The sequence below is a fragment of the Sphingobium sp. PNB genome (assembly GCF_019873065.1).
Lineage (GTDB): Bacteria > Pseudomonadota > Alphaproteobacteria > Sphingomonadales > Sphingomonadaceae > Sphingobium > Sphingobium fuliginis.
In genome coordinates this window covers 1-23,920 of record NZ_JAINEZ010000063.1, presented here as the reverse complement: position 1 = coordinate 23,920, position 23,920 = coordinate 1, and the positions used below count along the sequence as shown (strand labels likewise).

The following is a 23,920-nucleotide window of genomic DNA, read 5'->3' as shown; positions in this document are numbered from 1 at the left end:
TCACCCCGTTCCCATCGGCAGCAGGATGCGGAAGGTCGATTCCCCTGCCTCATGATCGCGCGAATATTGCACGAACCCGTTCATGTCGCGCACCAGCTTGTCCACCAGCGCCAGCCCCAGCCCCGTCCCGTCCCGCCTGCCGGTGATGAAGGGATTGAACAGGTGATCCAATATATGCTCCGGCACGCCCGGCCCGTTGTCGACCACCAGGATTTCGATGGGCAGCACCGCGCTGCCCTTCCCCTTGCCGACCACTACGGAAACGCCATGGCGAAACGCCGTCTCCACCCTTATCCGGGGCTTCCTGCTGTGCTCCAGCGCCTCGGCGGCGTTTTTGAGCAGGTTGATCATCACCTGCACCAGCGCATCCTCGTTGATATTGGCGAATGGCAGGGATGGATCATAACTTTTTACGATCCTTATATCCTTTGCGAAACCGGCGGCGGCGATATTCGCCGCGCGGTCGATCAGCGGATAGATGTTGCCGCTGCGGCACTCCAGGGTCCGGTCCGTCGTGAAGTCCTGCATCCGGTCGATCAGCGCGGCGATCCTGTCCACCTCATTGCAGATGAGTTGCGTCAGCGCGGCGTCCCGTCCGTCATTGCCCGATTCCAGCAACTGGGCCGCGCCCCTGATGCCCGACAGCGGATTCTTGATCTCATGCGCCAGGATCGCCGCCGCGCCGATGGCCGATCGCGCGCCGCCCGCCGTACCGCGATGGCCGATCTTGCGCGCCTGGCTCTGGGTGTGGATCGATACCACGCGCCAGCCTTCATGATCGACGATGGGCGCGATCATCAGGTCGACCTCCATTTCCGCCGTGCGCCCCGCATGCACGCGGATGTCATAGGCGGCGATCGGCTTGTTGCTGTGCCAGATGTCGAAGCGCGCGCCCATTTCCGCCATGCGGATGGTCCGTGCTATGTCGCTGCCGACAATGGCCGATCGCGCCATGTTGAGCAGCGTTTCGGCGCGGACATTGGCATCGGCGATGCTGTTGTCCGGCCGCACCACCAGGGTCGCGACCGGCAACGCCGTCATCAGTTCGGAAAGCGAAGGCCCATCCTGTTGCGGTCGAAGCGACGGGATGGTCGTCATGGCCGCCGTCATGCCGCCTTGCGCGTCTCGACCGGCCCCTCGTCGGCGATCAGCGGTTCGTAGAAGCGCGCCAGCATGTCCAGCACCACATCGCCGTCCGGCTCCTGGTTCACCGCATTGCGGAACTCGGCCGAACCCGGCAGCCCCTTGGTGTACCAGCCGATATGCTTGCGGGCCATGTTGACGCCGGTATGATTGTCATAATGCTCCAGCATCGCGCGATAATGTTCGGTAATCACGCGATATTGTTCCTCCAGCGCAGGATCGGCCAGCCGTTCCCCGGTGCGGAACCAGTGCATCACCTGCCCGATCAGCCAAGGCCGCCCATAGGCGCCCCGCCCGATCATCACGCCGTCGGCGCCGCTCTGTTCCAGCGCCGTCTCGGCATCGTCGATGGAGCAGATGTCGCCGTTGACGATGACAGGCAGCGACACCGCATCCTTCACGCTGCGCACGAAGGCCCAGTCGGCCGACCCCTTGTACATCTGGCAGCGCGTGCGGCCATGAACGGTGATCAGCTTCGCGCCCAGATCCTCCGCGATCCGGGCCAGTTCGGGCGCGTTCAGGCTGGCATGATCCCAACCCATGCGCATCTTGACCGTGACCGGCACATCGACGGCCTTCACCGTCGCCTCGATCAGCGAAGCGGCCAGCGGCAGGTCGCGCATCAACGCGCTGCCCGCATCGCCATTCACGACCTTTTTAACCGGGCAGCCCATGTTGATGTCGATGATCGCCGCGCCGCGATCCGCGTTCAGCTTGGCCGCCTCCGCCATTTCCGTGGGCGAACAGCCGGCCAACTGCATCGATACGGGCTCCTCCAGCGGATGCCAGGCCGCCTTCTGCAGCGACTGGCGCGTCTCGCGAATCATCGCCGCCGTGGCGATCATCTCGGTCACGTTGAGGCCGGAGCCATAGCGGCGGACCAGTGTCCGGAACGGCATGTCCGTCACGCCCGTCATCGGCGCCAGCACGACCGGCATGTCAATCGTCACCGGACCTATGGAAATCGGGGAAAGCCTCTGCATCATTCCAACACTGCCTAAAAAACAGGCAGCCCTTAGCGGAAATCCGCATCATCGGCAAGCGAGGCGGGGCTGGCGGTTGGCCCGGCACTGCGATACAGGCGCGGCCATGACAGACAGAACCGTCGCTTTGCTGGTCGCAGCAGGTCAGGGCAGCCGCGCGGGCGGCGACATTCCCAAGCAATTCCGGCGCATCGGCGGCAAGCCGGTCCTCGCCCACGCCGTCGACGCGCTGGCCGGGCATACCGCCATCGGTTCTGTTGTCCTGGTCGTCGGCGCGGGGCAGGAGGAGGATGCACGCGCCGCACTGGAAAGCCGCACCGTGTCGGCCATCGTTCAGGGCGCCGACAGCCGCCGCGGGTCCGTCCGCGCCGGTCTTGAGCATATAGCGTCCGCCGGTGGCGCGGCGCGCATATTGGTGCACGACGCTGCCCGTCCCTTTCTCCCCGCGACGGTGATCGACCGGCTGCTCGCCGCGCTGGAGGGAGCGCCCGGCGCCATTCCTGCCTTACCGGTTGCAGACACATTGGTCAGAAGCGAACATGATAAAGCGGGGGACGTCGTCGACCGCGATGGCCTGTTCCGGGTCCAGACGCCGCAGGCCTTCCGCTTCGATGCCCTGCTGGCCGCGCACAGAAGCTGGGACGGCAATCGGGAAGCAACCGACGATGCCCAGATATTGCGGCATTCGGGCCATGACGTCACACTGGTCGCTGGCGATGAAAGGCTGGAAAAATTGACCTATGCCGAAGATTTCCTCCGCGCCGAAGCCCGGCTGGGCGCTGCCCGCAGCGTCCGGACCGGCATGGGTTATGACGTCCACCGGCTGGCCCCCGATGAGGAGCTCTGGCTCTGCGGGGTCCGCATTCCGCACGACCGGGGCCTCGCTGGGCACAGCGACGCGGACGTGGCGATCCACGCGCTGGTGGATGCGCTGCTGGGCGCACTGGCGGAGGGCGACATCGGCAGCCATTTCCCGCCCTCCGACCCGCAATGGCGGGGAGTCGCCTCCTCCCGTTTCCTGGAATATGCGGCGGAACGCGTCGCAAAACGGGACGGCTTTATCGAGCATGTCGACCTGACGCTGATCTGCGAGGCGCCGAAAATCGGCCCGCACAGGGACGCCATGCGCGCCCGGATCGCGGAAATCCTGCACCTTCCTCCCAACCGGGTCAGCATAAAGGCGACCACGACCGAACGGCTGGGCTTCGCCGGTCGGCGGGAGGGTATTGCCGCACAGGCTGTTGCCACGCTCTCCCTCCCCGCGCTAATCTGATCGCCATGCCCGATAGCATCCTTCCCGCGTCGCTTGTCGAACTGGCCGAGCGCGTCGTCGCCGCCAACCGTCGCGCCGGTCGCACCATCGCCGTGGCGGAAAGCTGCACCGGCGGCCTTGTCTCCGCCGCACTGACCGAAATCGCCGGATCGTCCGAGGTGTTCGAAGCCGGTTTCGTCACCTATTCCAATGACATGAAGAGCGAGCTTCTCAAAGTATCGCAGGATGTCATCGAAACCTTCGGCGCGGTTTCCATCGCCACCGCCTGGGCCATGGCGCAGGGCGCGCTGAACAAGAGCCACGCCAATGTCGCCGTCGCCATCACCGGCATAGCCGGCCCCGGCGGCGGATCGGAGCAGAAACCGGTCGGCACCGTCGTCTTCGCCCGCGCCGAACGCGGCGCCAGCCCCGACAAGATCGTGGCCGACATGCATTATTTCGGGGATACGGGTCGGGGCGGCGTCCGCCTTCAGGCGGCGCTGTGCGCGCTCGAACTGCTGCTGCCCGACTCGCCCGCGCCATAAAGCTCCGCCGCGCGGGTTTCGAACGCGCCGATCATCTTGCGCAGCGCCTTGTCGAACACCTGGCCGGCCAGCATCTCGAACAGCTTGCTCTTGAATTCGAACTCGACCTCGAAATCCACCAGAACGCCGCCCTTGCCGTCGTCGCGAAAGCTCCATTCATTGTGGAGATGCTTCAAGGGCCCATCCAGATAATCGACCCGCACATGGTCCGGCCGATGCTTGTGCACGCGGGACGTGAAGCTCTCCTTGATCCCCTTGAACCCGACGATCATGTCCGCGACCATTTCCGAATCGCTGTCGGACCGCACCCGGATCGCGCTGACCCAGGGCAGGAATTCGGGATAGGCCTCCACATTCGCCACCAGGTCGAACATCTGTTCGGGCGTATAGGGAAGCGGCCTCGTTTCGTTATGCTTGGGCATCGGCTTATTGGCCGGCCTTCGCCAGTTGCGCCTCGCGGGCCGCGCGCATTTCAGCGAAATCCTTGCCCGCATGATAGCTCGAGCGGGTCAGCGGGCTCGACGCCACCTGCAGGAAGCCCTTGGCCCGCGCAATCGCCGCATAGGCGTTGAATGCCGCCGGAGTGACGAACTCCATCACCTTGGCGTGCTTGGGCGTCGGCTGGAGATATTGCCCCATGGTCAGGAAATCGATGTCGGCGGAGCGCATGTCGTCCATCACCTGATGGACCTCCAACCGCTCCTCCCCCAGACCCAGCATGATGCCCGACTTGGTGAAGATCGACGGATCTAGCTTCTTCACCGTCTCCAGCAGCCGCAGCGACGCGTAATAGCGCGCGCCCGGGCGAATGGTCGGATAGAGGCGCGGCACCGTCTCCAGATTATGGTTATAGACGTCCGGCCGCGCCGCGACGATCATCTCTACCGCCCGTTCATGCTTGTTGCGGAAGTCCGGCGTCAGGATTTCGATGGTCGTGTCCGGGGTCGTGCGGCGCAGCGCCTCGATCACCTTCACGAACTGCGACGCGCCGCCATCGGGCAGGTCGTCGCGGTCGACGGAGGTGATGACGATATGCTCCAGCCCCATTTCCGCGCAGGCATCGGCCAAATTCTGCGGCTCGTTGGGATCGACCTTGCGCGGCATGCCGGTCTTGACGTTGCAGAAGGCGCAGGCCCGCGTACAGACATCGCCCAGGATCATCACCGTCGCATGCTTCTTGGTCCAGCACTCCCCGATATTCGGGCAGGCCGCCTCCTCGCACACCGTCGCCAGCCCCTTGGTCCGCATCAGCTTGCGCGTCTCGTGATAGCCGGGGCTGGTCGGCGCCTTCACGCGAATCCAGTCGGGCTTGCGGGCGCGCTCGGGACGAGTGGCGGGCGCGGGGATCGGGACGATGTCGGTCATGCGCCCCAGATAGCGATGCGAGAGCGCTCTTGCCAGCCCCATCATTGTTCGGCACAGACCGGCGCATGACCGATTTCGCTGATATGCTCGCCGGCTATCGCCGCTTCCGCAACACCGGTTGGACCGAGCAGCGGGAACGATGGGATGAACTGAGCGAGGGGCAGAGCCCCCGCGTCATGGTCATCGCCTGTTCCGACAGCCGAGTCGATCCCGCACAGATATTCGACACCAGCCCCGGCGAGATCTTCGTGGTCCGCAATGTCGCGGCGCTGGTGCCCCCCTTCGAAACCAATCCCGGCCGCCACGGCGTCTCCGCGGCGCTGGAATTCGCGGTCCAGGTGCTCAAGGTGGGCGAGATCGTCGTCATGGGCCATGGCAAATGCGGCGGCTGCAAGGCGGCGCTCAGCCATTCGCTGAAAGACGCGCCTCCCGGCGAGGGCGGCTTCATCCACAATTGGATCGAACTGCTGGACGAAGCGCGGGAAAAGGTGGTCGAACGCTTTGGCGCGGATGACGGCCGCGACGCCGAACGCGCCATGGAGCAGGAAGGCGTCAAGGTCAGCCTGGCCAATCTGCGCACCTTCCCCTGCGTCCGCACGAAGGAACGGAGCGGCGAGATCAGGCTGATCGGCGCCTTCTTCGCCATTGCCGACGGCCAGCTCCACCTGCTGGACGAGGCGAGCGGCCAGTTCAGCCCGGCGGCACTGGAAGCCTGATGACCGCGCCGGTCCCCAGCGGCAATATCGCCCTGCTGATCGATGCCGACAATGTCTCCGCCGACCATTTCGACCCGGTGCTGACGGTCCTGGCGGAACTGGGCACCGTCAATATCCGGCGCGCCTATGGCAATTGGAGCAAGCCCGCGCTCAAGGGATGGGCGCGGCAGGCCGTGACGCAGGCCATCGAAACGCAGCAGCAGTTCGACCTCACCCGGGGCAAGAACGCCACCGACATGAAGATGACGATCGACGCCATGGATTTGATGGCGTCGGGCCGGGTCACCGGCTTCGGCCTGATGTCGAGCGACAGCGATTTCACGCCGCTCGTCACCCGCATCCGGCAGGAAGGCCTGCCGGTCTATGGCTTCGGAACGGACAAGACGCCGCAGGCCTTCCGCAGCGCCTGCACCCGCTTCATCGACGTCGGGGCGCTCGCCAGCGCAAGAACGGCGCCCGTCGAACTGGAGGAGTCGGCGGCGGAACCCGCCTCCCCCGACGCGCCCGAAGTCGCGCCCGATCTCGTCAAGCTGTTGATCGACGCCTATAATGCCGTCAAACGCGACGATCAGGGCTTCGCCCGCCTCAGCGAAGTGGGCCAGCTCGCCGGGAACCGCTCCAGTTTCGACACGCGCAACTATGGGTTCAAGCGGCTGTCCGACCTTGTCCGCTCGATCAATAATTTCAAGGTGGAGAGCCGCGACGGCCAGACCTGGATCAAGCGGGTGCACTGATGACCATCCTCGCCCGCCACCTGACGATCCTCGGCCGGGTGCAGGGCGTGTTCTACCGCAACTGGGCCGTCGAAACGGCCCGGGGTCTCAACCTGACGGGCTGGGTACGCAACCGCATGGACGGCAGCGTGGAGGCGCTGGTGGAAGGACCGCGGGATGCGGTGGAGCGGTTCGTCCTGCTGGCGCGACAAGGCCCGCCCGCCGCGCAGGTCGCGCAGATAGAGGCCGAGGATGTCGCGGTCGGGGGCCATGAATCATTTCAGAAGCGGCCGACCGCCTGACTTCGCCGGGCGGGCGAACGGGCGGAAAGGAAAATCGCATCCTTGAGCAGAGGCGGGCGGCCCCGTCCGCTTTTCCGGCCCGCCTGTCTCAGCGGGCAACCCCATCGGCCGATATTCCCATGAACGACGAAAAGCCCCGCTTGTGCGTTGGAGCGCTTCCCACTAAATCGCCCGCATGACATCGACCAACGACATTCGCCGCTCCTTCCTCGACTATTTCGGGGCCAATGGCCACACCATCGTTCCGTCCGCGCCTCTGGTGCCGCACAACGACCCGACGCTGATGTTCGTCAATGCGGGCATGGTGCCGTTCAAGAATGTCTTCACCGGCCTTGAATCCCGCCCCTACACCAAGGCGACGAGCAGCCAGAAGTCGGTCCGCGCCGGCGGCAAGCATAACGACCTCGACAATGTCGGCTATACCGCGCGCCACCATACCTTCTTCGAAATGCTGGGCAATTTCAGCTTCGGTGATTATTTCAAGGAACAGGCGATCACCCATGCCTGGACCCTGCTGACGAAGGAATGGGGCCTGTCGCCCGAAAAGCTGACGGCGACGGTCTATCATACCGACGACGAAGCCTTCGACCTGTGGAAGAAGATCGCCGGCCTGCCGGAGGAGCGGATCATCCGCATCCCCACCAAGGATAATTTCTGGGCCATGGGCGACAGTGGCCCCTGCGGCCCCTGCTCGGAAATCTTCTACGACCATGGCGACCATATCTGGGGCGGTCCTCCCGGAAGCCCGGAGGAAGATGGCGACCGTTTCGTCGAGATCTGGAACCTCGTCTTCATGCAATATGAGCAGGAAGCGAACGAGATCGTCTCCGAACTTCCCAAGCCCAGCATCGACACCGGCATGGGTCTGGAACGCATCGCGGCGGTCCTGCAGGGCGTCCACGACAATTACGACACCGATACCTTCAAGGCGCTGATAGAGGAATCGGGCGCGCTGACGAAAACCGCCACCGATGGCGAATATAAGGCCAGCCACCGCGTCATCGCGGATCACCTCCGCTCCACCAGCTTCCTGATCGCGGACGGCGTGCTGCCCGCCAATGAAGGCCGCGGCTATGTGCTGCGCCGCATCATGCGCCGCGCCATGCGCCACGCCCATATCATCGGCGCCAAGGAGCCGTTGATGCACCGTCTGGTCGGCAGCCTCGTCTCCGAAATGGGCGGCGCCTATCAGGAACTGGTCCGCGCCCAGCCGCTGATCGAGGAAACCCTCCTGCGCGAGGAAACCCGGTTCCGCCAGACGCTGGAAAAGGGACTGAAGCTGCTCGACGAAGCGACCGGCGACCTGTCGGAAGGCGGCACGCTCCCCGGCGAAACCGCGTTCAAGCTCTACGACACCTATGGCTTCCCCTATGACCTGACCGAAGACGCGCTGCGCTCGCGCGGCCTCAGCGTCGACCGCGAAGGCTTCGACAAGGCGATGGCCGAACAGAAGGCCGCCGCCCGCGCCGCGTGGAAGGGCTCAGGCGAAAAGGCCTCGGACGAAATCTGGTTCGACATTGCCGAAAAGGCCGGCAATACCGAGTTCATCGGCTATAGCTCGACCGAGGGCGAGGGCGAGGTGCTGGCGATCGTCAAGGACGGTGTGAACTTCGACAGCGCGAGCGCTGGCGAGACGGTCACGATCATCACCAACCAGACGCCGTTCTACGGCGAAAGCGGCGGCCAGATGGGCGATGCGGGCACGATCAGCGCGCAGTCCGGCCTGGTCGCGGATGTCGAGGACACCGCGAAGCCGCTGGGCCGCCTCCATGCGCACCGGGCGAAGGTCGGCGCGGGCAGCGTCAAGCTGGGCGACACGGTTCACCTCCGCGTCGACGTCAGCCGCCGCGACCGCATCCGCGCCAATCACAGCGCCACCCATTTGCTCCATGCCGCGCTCCGCAACCAGCTCGGCGCCCACGTCACGCAGAAGGGCAGCCTCGTCGCACCGGATCGTCTGCGCTTCGACTTCTCCCATCCCGAGGCGCTGACCCACAGCCAGATCGCCGCCATCGAAGCCGATGTGAACGAACAGATCCGCCACAATGAAGCGGTGACGACGCGCCTGATGACGCCGGACGACGCCATCGCCGCCGGGGCCATGGCCCTGTTCGGTGAGAAATATGGGGACGAGGTCCGCGTCCTCTCCATGGGCAAGGGCGATGCGAACAGCTATTCGGTCGAATTGTGCGGCGGCACCCATGTCCGCGCAACCGGCGACATCGGGATCTTCAAGATCATCTCGGAAAGCGCCGTTTCGTCTGGCGTCCGCCGCATCGAAGCGCTGACCGGCGAAGCCGCGCGCCTCTGGCTCTCCGACCGCGAAGACCGGCTGCGCCAGTCCGCCGCCGCGCTCAAGACGACGCCGGAGGAAGTCCCTGCCCGCATCGCCGCGCTGGTCGAACAGAGCCGCAAGCTGGAACGCGAACTCGCCGAAGCGAAGAAGGCGCTGGCGCTGGGCGGCGGGGGTTCCGCACAGGCGGCCGGTCCGGAGAAGGTGGGCTCGGTCAACTTCATCGGTCAGGTGATCGAAGGGCTCGATCCCAAGGAACTGCGCGGATTGGTCGATCAGAACAAGGCAACGCTCGGCAGCGGCGTCTCCGCCGTCCTGGCGGTGGTCGATGGCCGCGCCAGCATTGCCGTCGGCGTCACCGACGACCTTGTGAACACGATCAGCGCCGTGGACCTGGTCCGCGCAGGCGTCGAAGCCTTGGGCGGCAAGGGCGGCGGAGGCCGTCCCGACATGGCCCAGGGCGGCGGTCCGGAAGGGGGCAAGGCGCAGGCGGCGATCGAAGCGGTCAGGGCAGCCCTCGCCAGCGGGCCTGCATAACCGCGCGGCCGGCCCGATATTCGACCGCAGGCCATGCACCGCGGGGTGAGCAGCGCCCTCCTTCCACCCGGAAGGACGGAGTCGCTCTCCCACCCGTTCAGCTTGCGCCTGTCAAAGCCCCGCTTCTTTCTCGAAGAGAAGCGCTCCACGGCAAGCCGAAAGAGACGGATATTGGGTGATCCGGTCCAGACCCGACAGCAACAGGGCTGAGTGCCTGGCTCTGCAAGAAGGAATGGAACTGCACGACCCGCTCGCGGAAACCTGACCCGGCACAAAAGCACGTACCGCCCAAGCCCAAAAAAAAGGGGAGGCTCGATGCCTCCCCTCCCCATGCCGCTCAGTAGCGGTAATGATCCGGCTTGAATGGCCCTTCCTGGGTCACGCCGATATAGGCGGCCTGCTTGGGCGTCAGCTTCGACAGCTTCACGCCCAGCTTCTCCAGGTGGAGCGCCGCCACCTTCTCGTCCAGATGCTTGGGCAGCACATAGACGTCGTTCTTATACTCATCCGACTTGGTCCAAAGCTCGATCTGCGCCAGCACCTGGTTTGTGAAGGACGATGACATGACAAAGCTCGGATGGCCGGTGGCGCAGCCCAGGTTCACCAGCCGGCCCTTCGCCAGCACGATGATCTTCTTGCCGTCGGGGAACTCGACCTCGTCGACCTGCGGCTTGATCTCGGTCCACTTCATGTTGTTGAGGCCCGCGATCTGGATCTCGCTGTCGAAATGGCCGATATTGCACACGATCGCCATGTTCTTCATGGCGCGCATATGGTCGACGGTGATGACGTCCTCATTGCCGGTCGCGGTGACGAAGATGTCGGCGCGGGTGGCCGCCTCTTCCATGGTGACGACTTCATAGCCCTCCATCGCCGCCTGCAACGCGCAGATCGGATCGATCTCGGTCACCAGCACGCGCGCACCGCCATTGCGGAGCGAAGCGGCCGAACCCTTGCCCACGTCACCGAAGCCGGCGACCACGGCGACCTTGCCGGCCAGCATGACGTCGGTGGCGCGACGGATGGCGTCGACCAGCGATTCCTTGCAGCCATAGAGATTGTCGAACTTCGACTTGGTGACGCTGTCGTTGACGTTGATCGCCGGGAAGGGCAGCTTGCCCTTCTTCGCCAGTTCATAGAGGCGGTGGACGCCGGTCGTGGTCTCTTCCGACACGCCCTTGATGGCCTTGACCGTCTCGGTCAGATAGCCCGGACGCTCGGCCAGGAAGCGCTTCAGCGTCGCGACGAAGATTTCCTCTTCCTCGTTGCCGGGGGTGAACAGTTCTTCCCCGGCCTCGACGCGGGCGCCCCACAGCGCGAACATGGTGGCGTCGCCGCCATCGTCCAGGATCATGTTGCAGACCGTATCGCCCCAGTCGAAGATGCGGATGACATAGTCCCAATATTCCTCCAGCGTCTCGCCCTTGACCGCGAACACCGGGATGCCCCGCGCGGCGATGGCGGCGGCGGCATGGTCCTGGGTCGAGAAGATGTTGCACGACGCCCAGCGGATTTCTGCGCCCAGTTCCGCCAGCGTCTCGATCAGCACGGCGGTCTGGATCGTCATGTGCAGCGATCCGGTGATGCGCGCGCCCTTCAGCGGCTTGGCGGCGCCGAATTCGGCGCGCAGGGCCATCAGGCCCGGCATTTCGGTTTCCGCGATTTCGATTTCCTTGCGGCCGAAAGCGGCAAGGCCGATGTCGCGGATCACATAATCCTGCGCCTGGGTGGCGGGTGCGGTGGCCACGAGCCTGTCTCCATATCGTTAAGATTGAGGCCGCCGCCCGAATGAACGAACGGCGACGATGGGCTGGGCTTTACCAATCGCCGCCATCCAAGGCAACTCAATATAAAGTTTTCTTTATGTCTTATTCGGCAGGACCGCGCACCGCGACCTTCACCGGCTCGCCGGATGAGGTCCCGTCCGTTTTCCGCACCTTCTCCGCCACCGCCGTGACGATGTCGCACCGCGCGCCGGACAGATGCGGGCTGATCGCCGCCGCATCGGCCAGTTCCAACAAGGCCGACCGGCTGGGCGGCAGGGCGTTGGCGGCGTCCGTGATCGACTGGAGGTCGCGGCAGCCCAGCCCATCCGCGCCCGCGCCATAGACATTGGCGAGGCCCGTGACGTAATTGTCATAAGCCCCCAGCGCGCCGACCGGCCCGGCGGCCGAGCGGAAATGCTCGCGCAGTTCGTCATTCACCTGCGTCAGCGTCTCGCGCTTTTCCCGGATGAAGCGGTTGTAGCTGGCAAGGAAGTCATGTCCCGTCGCCCGGCACCGCAGCGCAGATACCATCAGCATCATCTCGAAATCCCGGATTTGCGCTGCTTCCACGGCGGTCTGCTTCCAGCAGGTCGCCGCCGTGGCCGGCGCAAGCGGCATCGTCGCGGCAAGCGCCGCTGCGATCAATATCCTCATGAGTTGAACCCCCGTCCAATTGCCCGCGGATCAGGGTGCGCTCATCCGGTTGCCGGACTCTCAACGGCGAAGGTTAGCCGGATTTTACCGTAATGGGTTCAGTTACGCCAAGGCAACAAGCCCCCAATGCAGCCATGCTTACGGTGACGTTCCGAAAGGCTGGTCAGGCCGATCCCGCGCCGCTGACCAGATGGGAGGCATCGACTCCAGCCGCGGCGTAGGCGGCCGACCATTTCCGCGCCGCCGGCACGTCGAACAGAAGCTCAGGGGTGCAGTCGGTCGGAAACCAGCTTTCCCCGTTCATTTCCTCATCCAGTTGCCCCGCGCCCCACCCGGCATAGCCAAGCGCGACCAGATAGCGACTCGGCCCCTTCCTTTCCGCAATCGCCTTCAGTATCTCCAGCGAGCCGGACAGGCCCCATCCTTCGCCCACGGCGACCATGTCATGACCGCTCCAGTCCAGGGAATGCAGGACGAAGCCGCGCCGGGGTTCGACCGGCCCGCCGCGCAGCACGGGAGAATCCGGAACATCGCCGGGTTCGATGTCGAAGCTCTCCAGCAGGTCGTGCAGGCTGACCCCGTCGATCTCATCGCTGACCGCGATCCCCAGCGATCCATTCTCGTCATGCACGCACATGGCGATGACGGAATGATCGAACCGCATGTCTTCCATTCCCGGCAGGGCAAGCAGGAACTGTCCGGCATAGGAGCGTGCTGTGGTCATGGCGCGACTATACGCCCCTTGTCGCCTTTGCCAATGGCGGGCCGTCGCTTGGGCGGGGCAGCGCGCCATATTCCATGGCTCCCCCTTGACAGATAGGGCGGCAGGGCCAACGTGCCGCGAACCCCAACAAGGCCAGGAGGCAGACGATGACCATTTCGAAGGGCGAACGCATCCCCAGCACCACTTTCGTCAAGATGACCGAAAACGGTCCCGAGCAGGTTGCTTCGGACGATTTCTTCGCGGGCCGCACCGTCGCGCTCTTCTCCGTGCCGGGGGCCTTCACCCCCACCTGCTCCGCGCGCCATCTGCCCGGCTTCGTCGATAAGGCGGAGGAACTGAAGGGCAAGGGCGTGGATGAAATCGCCTGCACCGCGGTCAACGACGCCTTCGTCATGGGCGCCTGGGGCAAGTCCGCCAGCGCCGACGGCAAGGTGACGATGCTGGCCGACGGCAATGGCGACTTCGCGCAGGCCGTCGGCCTTACCATGGACGGCAGCAAGTTCGGCATGGGCACGCGCGGGCAGCGTTTCTCCATGATCGTCAAGGACGGCGTCCTTACGGAGCTGAATGTCGAGGCGCCGGGTGATTTCAAGGTGTCGTCAGCCGAATATCTGCTCGACCAGATCTGATTTCCGGGGGATGCGCGCCCGCTATCCGGGCGCGCATCTTCCTTCGGTCATATAAGTGCGTTACCAAGGCTCGATGACAAGAAGCATCGGAAGTGCGATCGTCGCTGAACTCGACGACATCTATCGGAACTCCATCGAAAATCTTCGCGAGGCGATGCGCGCCTACGCCCGCGACGGCAGCGTACCGCCACCGGAAGCCAGGACGGACCGGCGTTTCTGCTATCCGGAATTGCGGATCACCCATCATGGCGAGTCGGACGCGCCGCCCCCCGGCCGCTCCTTCGCGCGGCTGTCCAAGCCCGGACGCTATGTGACCACCGTCACCCGCCCCGCCATGTTCGGGGACTATCTGGCCGAACAGGTCGACCTTCTCGTCCGCGACTATGGCGTGATGGTGGAAACCGGCATCAGCGACCAGCCCATTCCCTTCCCCTATGTTCTGGACGGGCTGGACATGAGCGCGCTCGATGGCACCCCGCCGACCGAGCTGGCCCGCCACTTCCCGGCCACCGAACTGGCGGAAATCGGGGACGAGATCGCGGACGGCCTGTTCATGCAGGATGCGGAGGGCGAAAGGCCGCTCGCGCTGTTCGACGGCCTTCGCACCGATTTTTCACTGGCCCGCCTGAAGCATTACACCGGCACCCCGGCAGAGCATGTGCAGCGCTACATCCTGTTCACCAATTATCACCGCTATGTCGACGAGTTCGTGGCATGGGCCTGCGCCGAATTGCAGCGGGAGGGCAGTCGCTACACCGCGCTGTCAGGGGCCGGTGGGGTCTATGTAACGCCGGAAACCGCCGACCCGGCGCAGATGATCGCGGACAGCGCCTGGCGCAGGCATCAGATGCCCGCCTATCACCTGATCGCTCCGGACCGCAGTGGGATCACGCTGGTCAACATCGGCGTCGGGCCCTCCAACGCCAAGACGATCTGCGACCATCTGGCCGTCGTGCGACCGGAAGCCTGGCTGATGATCGGCCATTGCGGCGGCCTGCGCCCCAGCCAGCGGATAGGCGACTATGTGCTGGCCCACGCCTATCTGCGCGACGATCATGTTCTGGATGAAATGCTGCCGCCCGAAATCCCGGTTCCCGCCATTGCGGAAGTACAGGTGGCGCTGGCGAAGGCGGCGGAGGCCGTGCTGGGCGGAGACGATCGGGAGGATTTCAAGCGCCGCCTGCGCACGGGCACGGTCGTGACGACCGACGACCGCAACTGGGAACTGCGCTATTCCAGTTCGGCGCTGCGGTTCAGCCTGTCCCGCGCCGTCGGCATCGACATGGAGTCGGCCACCATCGCCGCGCAGGGCTATCGCTTCCGCGTACCCTATGGAACGCTGCTCTGCGTTTCGGACAAGCCGATCCATGGCGAACTGAAATTGCCGGGACAGGCCAATCGCTTCTATGAGGAAGCCATTGCGGGGCACCTGCGCGTAGGCCTTATGACTTGCGAACTGCTGCGGCAGGAGGGGCCGAAACTCCACAGCCGCAAACTGCGCGCCTTCAACGAGCCGCCGTTCCGCTGAAGCTTGCCGTGCTCCTGCAAGGGCAGGAGCATGCGCATGGCTCAATCCGTCAGGAAATCCACCATCGCCTGCCCCAGCTCCTTTCGCGTCACCGCATTCATGTGGTTCCCCGGAACTTCGACATAGCGGCCGTGGGGCAGCAGTTCCGCCAATTCCTGCGCGACGCCATTGTCCCGGTCATCGGCTCCGCAAATCACCTCTATGGGCTGCTGGAACCCGGCGATGACCTCCCTGGGCGTATCGACGAAGGTGTTGAGGATGTGCAGCATCGCGACCGGATCGCCCTTGGTGGTCTTCAGGAAGGCTTCCGTCATCCATTCCGACGTCCCCCGCTCGAACGTGCCGAGGTTGGTGAGGACATTGCGATAATAGCCGCCATTGTCGAGCGTCTGGACCAGACCGCGCAACCCCATGCCGGCCAGGATCACCCTGCGCGGCGTCGCGCCCCGCGCCAGCATCCGCACCGTCGTCCGCGCCCCCAGCGAATAGCCGCCCAGATCATAGTCGGTCAGGCCAAGCTGCTCGACCAGCGCCAGCCCGTCCTCGGTCAGCGCGTCGGGCGGATAAGCGGCGGCATCATGGGGTTTGCCGCTTTCGCCATGCCCCCGAAGGTCGGGCAGGATGAGGCGGAATCCCGCCTCCACCAGCTTCGCGGCATGGCCGTAACGTATCCAGTTGGTGTAGGCATTGGAGAAATAGCCATGGATCAGAACCAGATCGCGGCCCTCCCCCACCACATGCACGGCAAGGGGAAGCCCGCCCAAACCCTTGATCTCCAGCTTCTCGATGGGCAGGTCGGACGTGGGGCCGGACATGAGCGGGCTACTCCTTGGATGAATGCGCGTGCGGCGATATGGCCTTGCCCTCTCCTTGTCGAGTAGAGAGAAGCCAGACAAGTGCGAGGACGCTCCCGATCTGCGCGGCCGCCATGTCCTTTTGCGGGTCCCACATGTCGCCCTGCTGGCCATTATACCAGTCCGCCGTCTGGCCGGCGGCCACCACGCTCAGCAGCCATTCGAAAATCTCGTAGACAGCGCCCACGAACCCGACGGAGACAAAGGCGAAAACAAGGCTCCAGCCCGTCCGCATGACGCCATGACGCCGCGCCGCTTCCGCGAAGGGCGCGGTCAGGAGGGCGCCGAAGGCGAAATGCACCAGCCGGTCATAGCCGTTGCGCGCCAAGCCGAAAGTGCCGGAAATATCATGGCCGCTGATCGCCCGCGCCCAGATGTCATAAGGTACATAGGAATAGATGTACCGCCCGCCCAGCGTATGCAGCAGCAGGAACAGCAGGACGCACGCCATCGATCCGTTAGACAGCGGCCATCGGCGCAACAGCCAAGGCGAGACAAGGATGAGCAGCGCCGTCGGCCCATGCTGAAGCGGCGCCAGTTCGGGATAGGGCTGATCGACATTCGCGGCGGCAATGGCCGCGACCAGCAGAACGATCATCCGGCGCTGCGCGGCTGGAACGGCTTTCCAGACAGCAGCGCCGGAGATCATGGGAAGGGCCTCAGCCCTTCTTCAGGTGACGGCGGCCCAGCAGTTCCGCGATCTGCACCGCGTTCAGAGCCGCGCCCTTGCGCAGATTGTCGCTGACGCACCAGAGGTTCAGGCCATTGTCGATGGTCGAATCCTCACGCACGCGGCTGATGAAGGTGGCATAGTCGCCCACGCACTCGACGGGGGTGACGTAACCACCATCCTCGCGCTTGTCGACCAGCATCACGCCGGGCGCTTCACGCAGGATATTCTGGGCCTGCTCCGCCGAAATCTCATTCTCGAACTCGAGATTGATCGCCTCGGAATGCCCGACGAACACCGGCACGCGCACGCAGGTCGCCGTAACCTTCACCTTGGGATCGAGGATCTTCTTGGTTTCCGCAACCATCTTCCACTCTTCCTTGGTCGAGCCGTCGTCCAGGAAGACGTCGATATGCGGGATCACGTTGAAGGCGATCTGCTTGGTGAACTTCTTCGGTTCGGCCGGATCGCCGACGAAGATGTTGCGCGACTGCTCGAACAGCTCGTCCATGCCCGCCTTGCCCGCGCCGGAAACCGACTGGTAGGTGGCGACGACGACGCGCTTGATCGTCGCGGCATCGTGCAAGGGCTTGAGCGCCACGACCATCTGCGCGGTCGAGCAGTTGGGGTTCGCGATGATGTTCTTCTTCTTGTAGCCGTCGATCGCATCCGGATTCACTTCCGGCACGATCAGCGGCACGTCCGGGTCCATGCGGTAGAGCGACGAATTGTCGATCACGACGCAGCCCGCTGCCGCCGCCTTGGGCGCATATTCCGCCGTCGGGCCGGAGCCTGCGGCGAACAGGGCGATGTCCCAGCCGGTGAAGTCGAAATGCTCGATATTCTTGCATTTGAGCGTCTTGCCAGTGTCACCGAAATCGATTTCGGTGCCCTGCGACCGGGGCGAGGCGACCGCCGCGATCTCGTCAATAGGGAACTCGCGCTCGGCGAGAATGGTCAGCATCTCGCGGCCCACATTACCGGTGGCACCAACGACGACGACCTTGTAGCCCATGACTTAACACTCCACTCCATGCAAAATTGCGGAGTGGGCGCCATAGCGGCATTGCGCCGTTTGTCCAGTGACAAGCCGTTTATTGCGTCAAAGCTTGGCTTGCATGGCGGACCTTGCCCTGCCCCCTTCCCTTACGCCCTCCCTCCTTTCGGACTGAGCCTGTCGAAGCCTTTCACTTTCTTCTCAGAGAAAGCCCTTCGACAGGCTTGGAGCGAACGAAGGACAGGGTTCAGGATTATGGAGATTGAGGCCCCGTCCCATGCCGCGCCAGGAAATCCTCGATGGTCCGCCACAGATGCACGCTTATCCCCGGCCCGCCGACGCGGTGCGTCTGGCCCGGATAGACCATCATCTCGAACGGCACGGCGGCGCCCTGCATCTTCGCCACCAGCGCCGTCGAATTGTCGAACACCACATTATCGTCCGACATGCCGTGGATCAGCAGCAGCGGGTCCCTGATCTTCACCGCCTCATCCACCGCGCCGGAACCGGGATAGGCGCTGGGCTTCTCCTGCGGCCGGCCCAGATAGCGCTCGGTATAATGGGTGTCGTACAGTTCCCATTTCGTGACCGGCGCGCCCGCTACCGCCGCAGAGAACACCCCCGGCGCCTTCTCCAGCAGCTTGAGCGACATATAGCCGCCATAGGACCAGCCATAGGTCGCGATCCGCTTGGGATCGACATAGGGCTGGGTCTTGAGCCAGTTCACGCCCGCAAGCTGATCCTCCACCTCGACCGTACCCATGGCATGGTAGATCTGGTCCTCGAACGCCTTGCCGCGATCGGGCGTGCCCCGATTGTCGACGGCAAAGACGATCCAGCCCCTGTCCACCAGATATTGGTAGATGGGCGATCCCCATGAATTGGTGACCTGCCGTCCGGCGCCGGGCCCGCCATAATGGAGCATGAAGACCGGATAACGCTTCCCCGCCTCCAGCGGCGGCGTCATGATCCGGGTGTAGAGCGTCGAGCCGTCCGCCGCCTTGATCGTGCCGAACCTGGTCTTCACATGGCTGGCCCAATAGGGCGCATAGGGGTGGCTGCCCCGGACCGCATTCTCCGACAGCCAGTTCAACTGCTTGCCCCCGCTGTCGGCCAGATAGACCTGCCTGGGCTGGTCGCTATTGCTGCGCGCGACCACGATGCGGCTCGCCGCGCCGTCCATCACGGCGTCGTTCCACCAGCCCGCCGAGGTCAGCTGCCGCAGCGGCCCCGCCTTGGCAAGCGGCGCGGCATAAAGCTGCTGCTCCAGCGGCGTTTCCCTGTTGCCGGTGAAATAGACGAGGCTCTTCCCCTCATCCACGCTCACCACATCGCGCACTTCCCATTCACCGCTGGTGAGCGGCGTCCACCGGCCGCCCCGCACATGGTAGAGATGTCCATGGCCGGTCTTTTCCGACCACCAGAGGAAGCTGCCATCCTTGAGCGGCGTGAAATTGTTGCTGAGGTTGATCCAGCTCTTCGCCTTTTCGGTCAGGATCACCCGCGCCTTGCCGGTCGCCGGATCGACGGCCAGCAGGTCGAGCGTCTTCTGGTCCCGGCTCTCGCGCTGGACGTAAAGTGTTTTGCCATCCTTGGACCAGTCGACGCGGGCGAGATAAACATCCTTCTCCGTGCCGAGATCGACCTTGACGGGCTCCCCGCCCTCCGGCTTCATCACATACAGCTCGATCAGCGCATTGGGCGTTCCGGCCGCCGGATAGCGCTGCTCATAGACCTTGGTGCCCTCGCCGCCGATGGCGGTGCGCGTGACGATGCCGACCGGGCTTTCGTCCACGCGCGCAACCGCGATCAGCCTGTCGTCGGGCGACCACCAATAGCCGGTGCGCCGGTCCATTTCCTCCTGCGCGACGAACTCCGCCACGCCCCAGCTCACCGTGTCGCTGGCGCCCTGGGTCAACTGCTTCTCCGCGCCGCCCATCGGCTGAACGAAGAAATTGCCGCCGCGCACGAAGGACACATAGCCGCCCTTGGGGCTGACCACGCCGTTCAACTCGCCATCGGGCGTGTCGGTGAGACGCGTGACCTTCCCGTCCAGCGCGGCCAGATAAAGGTCGCCGTCGACCGGCACGAGGATGGACTTGCCGTCCGGCGCCCAGTCATAGCTGACGATGCCGGTGCTGCCCGCGACGGAACGATCCCGCTCCCGCTGCATCTTCTCCGCCTCGGAAAGCGCCGCGCCGCTGCCGGTCTTCTTCGAATCGACCAGCATCCGCTCCGCGCCCGTGGACGTATCCACCGCCCAAAGGTCGAGCCGTTCCTTCTCGTCCGTCCGTGGCTTCAGCAGCGTCACCAGCTTGCCGTCCGGCGACAGCTTCAATGCCCTTGGTTGCGGGCCGGAGAGGTCCGGACTGGCGAACACCCGCTCCAGGGTCAGCTTTTCCTGCGCCTGGGCGGACATCACGGAAAGCAACAGCGCGCCGACAGCCGCGCCGCTTTTCAGATATGGCGACATTTTCATCCCTTGCCTCGCGGCGAAACCGCCGCATCACATGGCGCAGAGAATTAGCGCCAAGCAGATGAAAAGATCAATGTTGGGAAATAATATTTCTCCGCCATGATCGCCCGGATCATGGTGGGCGCGACAGGGATTGAACCTGTGACCCCACCCGTGTGAAGGGAGAAATCCGGTTCAGATACCGCGTTGAATCGAAAGACATATTCATCCCTTCTTCTTCAGCTTTGTACGCGATTTGTACGGAATAGCGCCAGCGGAAAGTGAAATCTTGGTGAGTTTTTCGGCCTCTCTCAGGCCACGATAGAAGGCTTCGTGGACCTTCCCGGCGACCTCTTCAGCATGGGTATAGGTGCGCTTCATGAGGGCGGTGTCTGCCCAGCCACCGAACTCTCCCGCCGCCTTCTCATCGATCGATTGGCGGACGTTCATCTCCTGTCCGAAGCCGTGGCGACCGGCTGCGTGGAACGGGATGAAGGGTATCTCAGCTTCCTTGCACGCCTTGGTCCATCCCTTGCGCGGACTGGAGCGGTCCGCGAAGCCGAAGAGGCGGAGGTTCTCGTCGGTCCGCTTCGCCCCGCGCGGCCACATCAGAGGGAGGGCCTTCAATTCCTCCACCAGTTCGGCGGGAATTGGCAACCAGCGGTCCTCATGCCCCTTGGCCCCAGGAATGCAGATAAGGCCCTCATCCAGTTTGCAATGGTCTTTGGGATGCATCTGGACGGCCTGACTGATCCTCGCTCCGGTCACGAACATGGTTAGAGCCAAGGCGGCATGGCGCTGTGGGGCGTGCTGGCGGAATTTCAGCAGCCATTCCCAACTGCCCGGCTCGCGCTTGATCCGACTGCGTTTCCCGCGCCGCTTGTCCTGCTTGATGCGCTCCTGTTTCGAGAAGCCCTTGACCCGGAATGCCTCGCCCTTGTCGCTGTCCCGAAAGCTGTTGATGACGGCGCGAACCGGCGTGATAACCTGTCGCGTCCATGTGTCGGTCGACGCATCGGGATAGATCTTCTGCGCCAGCGCCCGCACGTCTTTCGGGGCGATGGATGACAGCAGCTTCTTGCCCCACTCTTCCACGATGGGAATCAGGTAGGTGGCCGTCTTAGGGTTTGCTGGATAGAGCATGACGGCCTCCGCGAATGTCAGTGTCCGGTTGGCGCCAAGCAGATGCTCATTTATGCGGCGCTCTTCTTCGTCGCGGCACCACGCCCATGCGCCCGCTGCCTCAGATGCGCCAGTGCTGCATCGGTAGTATTCTGTGATCGGCTTGCCGAGATATTCGACACGCCCCTTTGCCCACCAGAGCGACCCTCTCTTATAGGGTTCGAGCGGCATCGTTTGTCTCCGAGAATTACGTCCATTTGCGCCGGGGTGATCAGCATCGCCCGCCCCAGCTTGTGATATGCGTCCAGCTTGTGGGCCTTCTCGCGCAGGGTGCGCTCCGAGATGTCTAGCCCCCGCTGCGCCAAAATCATCACCCATTCTGAGGGCGGCCGTCCACGGTCGATGATTGTCGAGCCGGTCTTGTCCGTCTCTGTCACCCTACCCCTCCCCATCCAGTGCTGCGTCGATCATGGCTTGCCATGCGGCGTGAACGGCTTTCCCAGAGTACGCAGCGTCACACAACTGTGCCCCTGCATCCACCATCGCAGGCGTCGGCTTGCGCATGGCTTTTAGGACTGTGATTACATCGGGGATATAGGCCTGCCATTGAGCGCTGCCGTCTGCCATAATGGCATCGCAACCGCCCTCGCCGACCTCGATATTGCACAGCGCCCTAGCCACCTTCTCCACCATGCTCATGATCCGCGCCCTTCAAGTGCGGTGCGGGCGCGACGAAAATCGCCAATGGTCAAATCAGCGCACCATCCTGCGCTGTAGTGCGCGGGGCATCCGTTTGGATGGGCCTCGCAACTATCAACCTGATCCGCCTCTTCCGCGAACGGGCGCATCGCCTCCCTCAGCCGCTTTATCTCTTCTTCCAGCGCGGCGATCTTGCCAAGCATGTGCTTCTCCTTAAGATCGGCAAAGCAGGCTTGTGAATATTCCGGCGCGTCGTCCTCATGGATCGCGGTGATACCGTCCTCCGGACTGGCGTCGCTCTCTGGGTACCGGCCAGCACGATCCTTGATGCCGGTGTACCCCCGATTGCCGGGCCGATAGTACAGGCCGCGCTTAACCAGCAGGAAGCGGTCCCCCTGCTCGACCGTCACGGGTGCTTTATCGGTCATGGCTTTGCCTTTCTGCGTTCCTCAGCTTCCCGGCGCAGAACGTCCCCCAGATATGCGGTGCGGTTGATCAGATCGACAGTTGGCCGCACCTGCTCACGGGACAGGGGGCAGTCGCGAATTGATGTCGCCTTGCACTGAACGCATGGCATCCTGTCCAGAATGTCGCCGCAATGCTTCTGAGGCAATTCCATGTTGAGCGCGATCTTCTTAGCCAGCGCCAACTGCTGCTTGTGCCATTTATCCATGATCAGAGCCCTCCCCGGAGGGAGCAGAGGGGAGCGGCGGTTCATCCATGCTGGACGGGAGGAGAGCTTCCAGGGCAATCAAGCGAACCTGCAACTGCTTGTTCTGAATCCGCGCCTCCATAGCGCTGCCCCTTTCGATTGCGGCCATTGTTTGCCAATGCGCCGACGCACGCTCCAGCCGCCGGATAGCGGTTGCGGCCTGTCCGTAATAAACCCGGGCCAGAGCATCGCCACAGTTGGCGGCATTGAAGTCCAGGGCTTCGAGAAGATCGGCGTTATTCATCACCCTTCTCCCCCGCCTCAAACTCCTGCCCCAACGCCTGTAGTTCGGACATCGGGGTGCGGAGGGCGGCAATGATGGCGCGGGCAAAGACAACCGCCGCTTGCCGGACATCGCTCAACAGCACATCATCCTTGAGCCACCAAGGGGAACATGGTGAACATATAGGATTGGAAGCGATCTTCAGTATTTGGGCATCGGTCAGCCCCTCCACGCCCGCGTCATTCTGGGGAGGGGAGGAAACGGGGTTGGTGCGATTATGTGCCTGCATGACTGCCAGCGCGGCCCATGCTTTATCGGTCGGCGTCTTGGCCTGCTCGATGGCAAGTTCGACCTTCTGAACAAGGTTCATGGTCATTCTCCCCAATAGCTCATGTCGGCATCTGCACAGGCTTCAGGGCCTTCCGCACGCTGCCAGTCAGTTTCCCAATAGGTAGGCGCGGTATCATCGGCGTAATCTGCGATGCTCTCGCCATTATCGAACCGATCTACTCCGGCGCGTTCCAGCATCCTCGCCTTGAAGCGGGCGCAGAACTCTTCTTTGCTCAGTTCATCGCTCTTCGCGGTATCGGTGGGGTGGGTCATGGCTTCCTCGCGAATGCTGCGCGGCAACGGGCCTGTCCGGCTTCCGTCTCGCGATATTTCTCCATGGTGATGCCCATGCGCTCGGCAATGGCTGGGTAGCTTTCGACCAGCCAGGGCCAGTCCTCCCATTCCATTTCGTGCAGGCCCATCCACTCATCTCCGCGCGTGTCATAGGCATTGTTCAGATCGATCTCTGCGGCGCGGCAGTCGGTATGATAGACCACGCTGCTGAAATCGCCGTCCGTCATGCCTGACCAGCGGATGGCCGCGCTGCCTGCCGGAATAGTCCGCTCGCACCCGACGCACCTATGATCCTTGCGGGTCGCCTTGATGGCTTGTTCGTTCACGAAGCCCATCACCGCCCCCGCTCGGTTGAGGTTGGCAGGCCGGCAACCTCATGGCGCAACACCTTCAATTCGCTGATGCTGGCTTCCA

The 23,920-nt window shown here is 63.8% G+C and carries 27 protein-coding genes; 8 read left to right on the top strand and 19 right to left on the bottom strand.

All coding sequences use genetic code 11. The annotated features are described in order from the left end of the window. Positions 1-1,110, bottom strand: a complete 1,110-nt coding sequence (locus K7W03_RS18890) for a two-component system sensor histidine kinase NtrB (protein ID WP_025548920.1) — start codon at positions 1,108-1,110, stop codon at positions 1-3. Further along, complete coding sequence (dusB, locus tag K7W03_RS18885; RefSeq protein ID WP_025548918.1) at positions 1,107-2,126, bottom strand: tRNA dihydrouridine synthase DusB; 1,020 nt, start codon at positions 2,124-2,126, stop codon at positions 1,107-1,109. The genes K7W03_RS18890 and dusB overlap by 4 nt, the downstream gene beginning before the upstream one ends. Before the next feature lie 106 nt (positions 2,127-2,232). Between dusB and K7W03_RS18880 the strand changes: the two genes are divergently transcribed. Further along, positions 2,233-3,399, top strand: coding sequence for a bifunctional 2-C-methyl-D-erythritol 4-phosphate cytidylyltransferase/2-C-methyl-D-erythritol 2,4-cyclodiphosphate synthase (locus K7W03_RS18880; protein WP_222887054.1), 1,167 nt, complete (start codon positions 2,233-2,235; stop codon positions 3,397-3,399). Between the two features lie 5 nt (positions 3,400-3,404). Further along, positions 3,405-3,923 carry a CinA family protein gene (locus K7W03_RS18875; RefSeq protein ID WP_025548915.1) on the top strand — a complete coding sequence of 173 codons (519 nt, stop codon included), beginning with the start codon at positions 3,405-3,407 and terminating at the stop codon, positions 3,921-3,923. Here K7W03_RS18875 and K7W03_RS18870 read toward each other — a convergent pair. Next, on the bottom strand, positions 3,869-4,345 hold the full coding sequence (locus tag K7W03_RS18870) for a type II toxin-antitoxin system RatA family toxin (protein WP_025548914.1): 477 nt from the start codon (positions 4,343-4,345) through the stop codon (positions 3,869-3,871). The two genes, K7W03_RS18875 and K7W03_RS18870, sit on opposite strands and share 55 nt — an antisense overlap. 4 nt (positions 4,346-4,349) lie before the next feature. Further along, entirely contained in the window at positions 4,350-5,333 is a 984-nt protein-coding gene (gene lipA, locus K7W03_RS18865) for a lipoyl synthase (protein ID WP_044662335.1), read from the bottom strand. A gap of 20 nt (positions 5,334-5,353) precedes the next feature. Here lipA and K7W03_RS18860 point away from each other — a divergent pair, with 20 nt between their 5' ends. From K7W03_RS18860 to alaS, 4 genes are all read left to right on the top strand, one after another. Next, complete coding sequence (locus tag K7W03_RS18860) at positions 5,354-6,004, top strand: carbonic anhydrase (protein WP_140041894.1); 651 nt, start codon at positions 5,354-5,356, stop codon at positions 6,002-6,004. Next, positions 6,004-6,738 (top strand): NYN domain-containing protein, encoded by a 735-nt coding sequence (locus tag K7W03_RS18855; RefSeq protein WP_103000117.1) that lies wholly within the window; start codon positions 6,004-6,006, stop codon positions 6,736-6,738. The genes K7W03_RS18860 and K7W03_RS18855 overlap by 1 nt, the downstream gene beginning before the upstream one ends. Further along, on the top strand, positions 6,738-7,019 hold the full coding sequence (locus K7W03_RS18850; protein WP_222887053.1) for an acylphosphatase: 282 nt from the start codon (positions 6,738-6,740) through the stop codon (positions 7,017-7,019). The genes K7W03_RS18855 and K7W03_RS18850 overlap by 1 nt, the downstream gene beginning before the upstream one ends. 175 nt (positions 7,020-7,194) lie before the next feature. Continuing rightward, positions 7,195-9,849, top strand: coding sequence for an alanine--tRNA ligase (alaS, locus tag K7W03_RS18845; protein ID WP_222887052.1), 2,655 nt, complete (start codon positions 7,195-7,197; stop codon positions 9,847-9,849). 337 nt (positions 9,850-10,186) lie between these two features. Here the strand turns inward: alaS and ahcY are convergent, their stop codons facing one another. The 3 genes from ahcY to K7W03_RS18830 form a co-directional block, all read right to left on the bottom strand. Then, complete coding sequence (gene ahcY, locus K7W03_RS18840; protein WP_044662340.1) at positions 10,187-11,596, bottom strand: adenosylhomocysteinase; 1,410 nt, start codon at positions 11,594-11,596, stop codon at positions 10,187-10,189. Positions 11,597-11,717: 121 nt separating this feature from the next. Further along, positions 11,718-12,269: a hypothetical protein gene (locus K7W03_RS18835; RefSeq protein WP_172451766.1), complete on the bottom strand. Its 552-nt coding sequence runs from the start codon at positions 12,267-12,269 to the stop codon at positions 11,718-11,720. A gap of 163 nt (positions 12,270-12,432) precedes the next feature. Further along, the gene (locus K7W03_RS18830; RefSeq protein WP_222887051.1) at positions 12,433-12,993 is read right to left on the bottom strand and encodes a YqgE/AlgH family protein; all 561 of its coding nucleotides are present in this window, start codon (positions 12,991-12,993) and stop codon (positions 12,433-12,435) included. A 146-nt stretch (positions 12,994-13,139) separates the two neighbouring features. Here K7W03_RS18830 and K7W03_RS18825 point away from each other — a divergent pair, with 146 nt between their 5' ends. Both K7W03_RS18825 and K7W03_RS18820 read left to right on the top strand, forming a co-directional pair. Next, a complete protein-coding gene (locus tag K7W03_RS18825; protein ID WP_222887050.1) occupies positions 13,140-13,622 on the top strand; it encodes a peroxiredoxin in 483 nt (160 codons plus the stop codon). Between the two features lie 73 nt (positions 13,623-13,695). Beyond that, positions 13,696-15,150 (top strand): AMP nucleosidase, encoded by a 1,455-nt coding sequence (locus tag K7W03_RS18820; RefSeq protein WP_025550878.1) that lies wholly within the window; start codon positions 13,696-13,698, stop codon positions 15,148-15,150. 41 nt (positions 15,151-15,191) lie between these two features. On the opposite strand, the gene K7W03_RS18815 is transcribed toward K7W03_RS18820, so the two are convergent. The 12 genes from K7W03_RS18815 to K7W03_RS18760 form a co-directional block, all read right to left on the bottom strand. Then, the gene (locus tag K7W03_RS18815; RefSeq protein ID WP_048577741.1) at positions 15,192-15,965 is read right to left on the bottom strand and encodes an alpha/beta fold hydrolase; all 774 of its coding nucleotides are present in this window, start codon (positions 15,963-15,965) and stop codon (positions 15,192-15,194) included. Positions 15,966-15,972: 7 nt separating this feature from the next. After that, positions 15,973-16,653 carry a DUF2238 domain-containing protein gene (locus tag K7W03_RS18810; protein ID WP_222887049.1) on the bottom strand — a complete coding sequence of 227 codons (681 nt, stop codon included), beginning with the start codon at positions 16,651-16,653 and terminating at the stop codon, positions 15,973-15,975. 10 nt (positions 16,654-16,663) lie between these two features. Then, complete coding sequence (locus K7W03_RS18805; RefSeq protein ID WP_025550873.1) at positions 16,664-17,689, bottom strand: aspartate-semialdehyde dehydrogenase; 1,026 nt, start codon at positions 17,687-17,689, stop codon at positions 16,664-16,666. A gap of 235 nt (positions 17,690-17,924) precedes the next feature. Then, positions 17,925-20,144 carry a S9 family peptidase gene (locus tag K7W03_RS18800; protein WP_222887048.1) on the bottom strand — a complete coding sequence of 740 codons (2,220 nt, stop codon included), beginning with the start codon at positions 20,142-20,144 and terminating at the stop codon, positions 17,925-17,927. A gap of 207 nt (positions 20,145-20,351) precedes the next feature. Then, positions 20,352-21,479 (bottom strand): tyrosine-type recombinase/integrase, encoded by a 1,128-nt coding sequence (locus K7W03_RS18795; RefSeq protein WP_222887047.1) that lies wholly within the window; start codon positions 21,477-21,479, stop codon positions 20,352-20,354. Positions 21,480-21,686: 207 nt separating this feature from the next. Then, positions 21,687-21,947, bottom strand: coding sequence for a hypothetical protein (locus tag K7W03_RS18790; protein WP_222887046.1), 261 nt, complete (start codon positions 21,945-21,947; stop codon positions 21,687-21,689). Further along, entirely contained in the window at positions 21,944-22,375 is a 432-nt protein-coding gene (locus K7W03_RS18785; protein ID WP_226870303.1) for a hypothetical protein, read from the bottom strand. Before K7W03_RS18785 ends, K7W03_RS18790 begins: the two co-directional genes overlap by 4 nt. After that, a complete protein-coding gene (locus K7W03_RS18780; RefSeq protein WP_222887045.1) occupies positions 22,372-22,620 on the bottom strand; it encodes a hypothetical protein in 249 nt (82 codons plus the stop codon). The genes K7W03_RS18785 and K7W03_RS18780 overlap by 4 nt, the downstream gene beginning before the upstream one ends. After that, positions 22,613-22,903 carry a hypothetical protein gene (locus tag K7W03_RS18775; protein WP_222887044.1) on the bottom strand — a complete coding sequence of 97 codons (291 nt, stop codon included), beginning with the start codon at positions 22,901-22,903 and terminating at the stop codon, positions 22,613-22,615. The genes K7W03_RS18780 and K7W03_RS18775 overlap by 8 nt, the downstream gene beginning before the upstream one ends. Then, positions 22,896-23,252: a hypothetical protein gene (locus K7W03_RS18770; RefSeq protein ID WP_222887043.1), complete on the bottom strand. Its 357-nt coding sequence runs from the start codon at positions 23,250-23,252 to the stop codon at positions 22,896-22,898. The genes K7W03_RS18775 and K7W03_RS18770 overlap by 8 nt, the downstream gene beginning before the upstream one ends. Before the next feature lie 2 nt (positions 23,253-23,254). Then, positions 23,255-23,485, bottom strand: a complete 231-nt coding sequence (locus K7W03_RS18765; protein ID WP_222887042.1) for a hypothetical protein — start codon at positions 23,483-23,485, stop codon at positions 23,255-23,257. Then, a complete protein-coding gene (locus K7W03_RS18760) occupies positions 23,482-23,832 on the bottom strand; it encodes a hypothetical protein (RefSeq protein ID WP_222887041.1) in 351 nt (116 codons plus the stop codon). The genes K7W03_RS18765 and K7W03_RS18760 overlap by 4 nt, the downstream gene beginning before the upstream one ends. Between the last annotated feature and the right edge of the window lie 88 nt (positions 23,833-23,920).